This is a genomic window from Stenotrophomonas sp. YJH_SMC_91 (genome assembly GCF_059368495.1).
The window spans coordinates 1-6,181 of sequence record NZ_JCAFRT010000028.1 but is presented as its reverse complement, the minus strand read 5'-3'; the positions used below and the strand labels follow the sequence as shown (position 1 = coordinate 6,181).

Annotated in this window: 6 protein-coding genes; 4 read left to right on the top strand and 2 right to left on the bottom strand. The window is 65.7% G+C overall.

Annotated features, from left to right (window positions below):
* Nucleotides 1-127: integrase core domain-containing protein (locus tag AC5P5X_RS20275; RefSeq protein WP_146257439.1), on the top strand; the 127-nt coding region annotated here is incomplete at its 5' end.
* Between the two features lie 155 nt (nucleotides 128-282).
* Here the strand turns inward: AC5P5X_RS20275 and AC5P5X_RS20270 are convergent.
* Nucleotides 283-942 carry an RIO1 family regulatory kinase/ATPase domain-containing protein gene (locus AC5P5X_RS20270; RefSeq protein WP_043034268.1) on the bottom strand — a complete coding sequence of 220 codons (660 nt, stop codon included), beginning with the start codon at nucleotides 940-942 and terminating at the stop codon, nucleotides 283-285.
* Nucleotides 943-1,376: 434 nt separating this feature from the next.
* Here AC5P5X_RS20270 and AC5P5X_RS20265 point away from each other — a divergent pair, with 434 nt between their 5' ends.
* Complete coding sequence (locus tag AC5P5X_RS20265) at nucleotides 1,377-2,282, top strand: aspartyl/asparaginyl beta-hydroxylase domain-containing protein (RefSeq protein ID WP_024957655.1); 906 nt, start codon at nucleotides 1,377-1,379, stop codon at nucleotides 2,280-2,282.
* A 119-nt stretch (nucleotides 2,283-2,401) separates the two neighbouring features.
* Here AC5P5X_RS20265 and speE read toward each other — a convergent pair whose 3' ends face one another.
* Nucleotides 2,402-3,253 (bottom strand): polyamine aminopropyltransferase, encoded by an 852-nt coding sequence (speE, locus tag AC5P5X_RS20260; RefSeq protein WP_032127130.1) that lies wholly within the window; start codon nucleotides 3,251-3,253, stop codon nucleotides 2,402-2,404.
* A 191-nt stretch (nucleotides 3,254-3,444) separates the two neighbouring features.
* On the opposite strand from speE, the gene speA reads away from it, so the two are divergent.
* Both speA and AC5P5X_RS20250 read left to right on the top strand, forming a co-directional pair.
* Nucleotides 3,445-5,334, top strand: coding sequence for an arginine decarboxylase (gene speA, locus AC5P5X_RS20255; RefSeq protein ID WP_005411370.1), 1,890 nt, complete (start codon nucleotides 3,445-3,447; stop codon nucleotides 5,332-5,334).
* Nucleotides 5,335-5,378: 44 nt separating this feature from the next.
* Nucleotides 5,379-5,699, top strand: coding sequence for a DUF6122 family protein (locus AC5P5X_RS20250; RefSeq protein WP_005411369.1), 321 nt, complete (start codon nucleotides 5,379-5,381; stop codon nucleotides 5,697-5,699).
* Nucleotides 5,700-6,181 lie beyond the last annotated feature (482 nt).

The following is a 6,181-nucleotide window of genomic DNA, read 5'->3' as shown; positions in this document are numbered from 1 at the left end:
CCAGCGCAATTCCGTGCTGACCCAATGGCTGCACCACTACAACTGGCACCGCCCTCACATGGGGATCGGTGGCCAGCCACCTATTTCCAGAGTCCTGCTGAACAACGTGGTGGGTTTACACAACTAACAGTCGACTCTACCTGATAGGGCGCACGCAGCCGCCGAGATGTCGTCCCCATCGGCGCACGCCCCCCCCGAGGCATCGTCCCCGTCGGGGCACGCAGCCCCCCGGCGCTGTCCCATCTCATCTCGCGATCCATCGCCGCCCGAAAGACGCGGCGCTTACCGCCGCTTGGCCCACTTATAGAACCGCTTCCAGCCCTGCCGCACGGCCGCGACCCAGCCCGGGTCGGCCACCAGTGCGGCCTGCGCGGCACTTGGCGCCTGGCCGGTCACGCGCTGGCGGATCTTCAGCAAGTTCTTCATGTCGCTGCGGCTCAGTTGCCGGCTCAGCGGGTTGCGGCGCAGCCAGCGTGGAGCGCGCCAGGCCGAGGTGAAGTCCAGCAGCACCGGTACGCCGCCGCTGACCACCACGTTGGTGCCATGCAGGTCGTTGTGGCTGATGCCGGCGGCGTGCAGGCGGCTGAGCGCGTGCTGCAGCTGCTCGAACACGTCATTGCCCACGGCCTGCGCGGTGCTCAGGGTCTGGCCGGGGATGAATTCCATGCCCAGCGCCAGGCCACCGAGGGTGCCGAGCAGCGCGGGGGCATGCTTCCAGCCGCCCAGGCGCTGCAGCATGCGGGCTTCACGGCGCACCATCAGTCGCGCGATTAGCGAAACGGGCGTGCCGCGGTAGCGGGAATAGTCCTTGATGACTGCCTCGCGCCCGTCCAGGCAGGTGCGATAGACGTCAGGGGCCAGGAAGCGTTCGCCGCGCTTGAGCAGCAGCGGGGTGGCGGCCTCATCGCCGCAGGAGGAGGGGGGCAGAGCAGGAAGATACATGTCGGGGTCTCGGACGACCCGGTGGGTGGCGCAAAGCGTCAAGCGAACCGGTGTTACAGGGAGTTACTAAGTTTTCGTTAATTTTAGTACTCGCCAGTTCGCTATTCCACGATTTGTCGGAGAAATGTCAGGGGCGTGGCTGGAACAGTTCGTCGCGCTCAATCGGACAATTATGTCTCACTTGGTCGACGGTTCTTTCCGAATCAATAGGTTGGGCGTCGCATCGGTTCGTCCATCCGCGGCCCGCTGAACGTCGCGCACGTCCGGCTTGACCCCGACGCACGGCCTGCCGACCATAAGCTGTTAATTCGCGACATCGGCGGCCGCACCCTTCGGCACGTCCCGTTCCCTGCCGCGTTCCTTACCGGTGCTGGCCGCCAGGCCGTGCACCACCCCGATTCCCGTTCCGGCCGCGGCTGGAGGAAAGTGCTTTGATCATCAAAATCGTCATTGCAGCGCTGTTCGTCGCCTGCGTGCTGTACATCCACTTCCGTGGCAAGGTCCGCGCGCGCTGGTCGCGCCAGCTGCTGGACCACTCCAGTTTCATGGCCCCGATCAACGTGGTCATGTACATGTTCTCGAAGGTGCCGACCACGCCGTTCCTGGACCCGGCCAAGGAGTTCCCGCAGCTGGAGCCGCTGCGCCAGAACTGGCAGATGATCCGCGATGAAGCGCTGGCGCTGCGCGATGCGCAGAAGATCGCCGCGTCCAGCACGTTCAATGATGCCGGCTTCAATTCGTTCTTCCGCCGTGGCTGGAAGCGCTTCTACCTGAAGTGGTACGGCCCGTCGCACCCGTCGGCGAAGGCGATGTGCCCCAAGACCACGGCGTTGCTGGAGTCCCTACCGGACGTGCGTGCGGCGATGTTCGCGCAGCTGCCGTCGGGCAGCGAGCTGCGTCCGCACCGCGACCCGTTCGCTGGTTCGCTGCGCCTGCACCTGGGCCTGGCCACGCCGAACAACGACGGCTGCTACATCGAAGTGGACGGCATCAAGAAGAGCTGGCGCGATGGCGAGTGGATGATGTTCGACGAGACCTACATCCACCACGCGCACAACGAGACGCCCGATGACCGCGTGATCCTGTTCTGCGACATCGCCCGCCCGCTGCGCTTCGGCCTGCCGGGGCTGTTCAACCGCGCCGTGGCGGCCACGCTGTTGGCCGGCGGTGCCTCGCCGAACCTGCCGGGTGACCCGACCGGTGGCGTCAACAAGGCGTTCGGCAGCGTCTACAAGGTGCGGTTGAAGGCCAAGGCACTGCGCGAGCGCAGCGTGGTGGCCTACCAGCTGATCAAGTGGGGCCTGGTGGTGGCGGTGATTGCCGGTATCTGGGCGCTCTGATCGTTACATGAGGTTGCCGGCCAGCGGCCGGTACTACCGGAACATGAAAAAAACCCGCGCTGTCGCCAGCGCGGGTTTTTCTTTTGCATGGGTGGGTGCCGACCGTTGGTCGGTACGCCTTACTTCAATGCCGCCTGCACGAACGGCGGGGTCACCAGCACGCCGGTGTGCAGCGCGGCGGTGTAGTACAGGGTGTTGAAGGTCTTGGCGGCCGAGTCGGCCTGGCGGAAATCGAAGCTGCTGTCGCCCTTGCGCGCCATGGTCACGCTCCACCAGCCGGTGGGGTAGCACGGCTGCGGGAACGGCAGGGTCTTGAACGAACCGAAGCCGGCCTTGCCCATCTCGGTGCGCATTTCGTTGATCAGGTCCAACTGCATCAGCGGCGACTCGGACTGCTGCACCAGGATGCCGTCGTCCTTCAGGGCCTTGAAGCAGCTCTCGTAGAAGGCTTTGTTGAACAGGCCTTCGCCCGGGCCGACCGGGTCGGTCGAATCCACGATCACCACGTCCACGCTGCCCGCCGGGCAGTTGGCCATGTAGGCCACGCCGTCGTCGAACAGCAGCTCGGCGCGGGCGTCGTCGTTGGAGTCGCACAGTTCCGGGAAGTGCTTGCGCGCCATCACCGTGACCTGCTCGTCGATATCGCACTGGGTCACGCTCTCCACGCCGGTGTGCTTGAGCACTTCGCGCAGGGTGCCGCAGTCGCCGCCGCCGATGATCACCACGCGCTTGGGCGCGGCGTGGGTGAACAGCACCGGGTGGCTGATCATCTCGTGGTAGAAGAAGTTGTCCTTGCTGGTCAGCATGATGGCCCCGTCGATGGTCATCAGGTTGCCCCAGTCGGTGGTCTGGAAGATCTCGATCTTCTGGAACGGCGACTGCACCTCGTCGAGCTTGCCGGTGATGCGGTAGCCGATGGCCGAGCCGGTGCGCTCGAAGTGTTCGATGTACCAGTTGTTGCTGTCAGTCATTGGAAAACAGTCCTGTTCGGAGGGGTGGAGCCGGGCTGGCGGGCGGGGCCGCGTGGCACAGATGCCACATCCGGACGGATCGGCCCGTTCAGGTTGGAACCTGTCACGGGCGCGGGCGCGCATGATAACGAACCTGTGGGCATATAGGCGTTATCATGCCCCCCCTTTTATTGCCAACAAGGCCGACTGAAATGACCGATTGGTCCCTCGACCAAGCCCGCAAGACCTACTCGATCCCGCATTGGGCGGACGGTTACTTCGACGTGGATCAGGCCGGGCACATGGTGGTGAGACCGACCGGGGCGGACGGCCCGGTGGTGTCGCTGCCCAAGGTGGTCGATGCGGCGCGCGCGGCCGGTGCCAAGCTGCCGCTGCTGGTGCGCTTCCCGGACATCCTCGGCCAGCGCCTGGGCAAGCTGCAGGCGGCCTTCGCCCAGGCCCAGCAGGACTGGGAGTACAGCGGCGGCTACACCGCCGTGTACCCGATCAAGGTCAACCAGACCCGCGGCGTGGCCGGCACCCTGGCCAGCCACCACGGCGAAGGCTTCGGCCTGGAAGCGGGCAGCAAGCCCGAGCTGATGGCCGTGCTGGCGCTGTCGCGCCCGGGTGGCCTGATCGTCTGCAACGGTTACAAGGACCGCGAGTACATCCGCCTGGCCCTGATCGGCCGCAAGCTGGGCCTGCAGACCTTCATCGTCATCGAGAAGCCGTCCGAGCTGAAGCTGGTGCTGGAAGAGTCCAAGGCGCTGGACGTGAAGCCGGGCCTGGGCGTGCGCATGCGCCTGGCCTCGCTGGGCGCCGGCAAGTGGCAGAACAGCGGTGGCGACAAGGCCAAGTTCGGCCTGTCGCCGCGCCAGCTGCTGGACCTGTGGAAGTCGCTGCGTGACACCGAGTACGCCGACTGCCTGAACCTGCTGCACTTCCACATGGGCTCGCAGATCTCCAACGTGCGCGACATCGCCAACGGCATGCGCGAAGCCACCCGCTACTTCGTGGAGCTGTCGCGCCTGGGCGCGAAGATCACCCACGTCGATGTGGGCGGCGGCCTGGGCGTGGACTATGAAGGCACGCGCTCGCGCAGCTTCTGCTCGATCAACTACGGCCTGCATTCCTACGCCAGCAACATCGTGCAGCCGCTGGCCAATGCCTGCGAAGAGTTCGGCCTGACCCCGCCGCGCATCGTCACCGAGTGCGGCCGCGCGATGACCGCGCACCACGCGGTGCTGATCGCCAACGTCTCGGAAGTGGAAGAGGCGCAGGAAGGCCGCGTGCCGGACCAGCACGACGACGAGCCGGCGGCGATCCGCCACCTGCGCGAGATCCACGACGAACTGGACGTGCGTCCGGCGGTGGAACTGTTCCAGGAGGCACAGCACTTCCACGCCGAAGGCCTGGCCAGCTACGCGCTGGGCCAGATCGACCTGCCGCAGCGTGCGCGCATCGACGATCTGTTCTACGCCATCGCCCATGGCGTGCGTGCGCGCCTGAGCTACGACGAGAAGAGCCATCGCCCGGTGCTGGACGAACTGAACGAGCGCCTGGTCGACAAGTACTTCGTCAACTTCAGCGTGTTCGAGTCGATCCCGGACGTGTGGGCGATCGACCAGGTGTTCCCGATCGTGCCGATCGAGCGCCTGGACGAAACCCCCGACCGCCGCGGCATCATCGCCGACATGACCTGCGACTCGGACGGCATGGTGGAAACCTATGTCGAGAACGAGAGCCTGGACAGCTCGCTGCCGCTGCACAAGATGAAGCCGGGCGAGAGCTACCGCATCGGCTTCTTCATGGTCGGCGCCTACCAGGAAATCCTGGGCGACATCCACAACCTGTTCGGTGATACCGACGCGGTGGAAGTGCTGGCCGATGCCGATGGCTATGCCATTACCCAGCAGCGCCGTGGCGACACCACCGACGTGATGCTGGACTACGTGGGTTACCGCCTGGACGAACTGCGCGCGACCTATGCCCAGCGCGTGGCCGAGGCCCAGTTGTCGCCGGAACGCGCGCAGGAGTTGTCGGAGGCGCTGGAAGCCGGCCTGACCGGTTACACCTACCTGTCCGACGAACCGCTGGTCTGATGTAAACGGGAACGCCGGGCGTAGGCCCGGCGCTACCGGCCCCGATGAGCGCGCGCGCGATCTTCCACCTGTTCCTGCATGCCGCCGTGCCAGCCCTGCTGGCATGGCTGTTCTGGCGCAAGCGCTTTGCTTCGGCGTGGCTGCTGATGCTGCTGGGCTGGATCATCGACCTGGACCACCTGCTGGCCGACCCGATCTACGCACCGAACCGCTGCAGCATCGGTTTCCATCCGCTGCACACCGCACCGGCGATTGCCGTGTATGCAGGCCTGTGCGTGCCGAAGAAAACGCGGTTGTTCGGCATCGGTTTGATCATCCACATCGTGCTGGACGCGATTGATTGCTGGTGGATGCATCACCGTTGATGTTTGATGTGTGTCGACCAAGGTCGACACCTACCGGGTGTACGGCGACCGGTCGGATTGGCGCTTGGTAGAGCCGGCCGCTGGCCGGCTTCCGCGGGGCGTTCCCTGATCACGCGGTTGCCGGCCAGCGGCCGGCATTCCCCATCGTTGGGTTGGCCAATGTCGACGCCTACCGGGCGTACGGCGACCGGCCGGATTGGCGCTTGGTAGAGCCGGCCGCTGGCCGGCTTCCGCAGGGCGTTTCCGGTGACCACGTGGTTGCCGGCCAGCGGCCGGCACTCCCCATCGTTAGGTTGGCCAATGTGGACACCTACCGGGTGCACGGCGACCGGTAGGATTGGTGCTTGGTAGAGCCGGCCGCTGGCCGGCTTCCGCAGGGCGTTTCCGGTGACCACGTGGTTGCCGGCCAGCGGCCGGCACTACCCACCGTGAGGTTGGCCAATGTGGACACCTACCGGGTGCACGGCGACCGGTAGGATTGG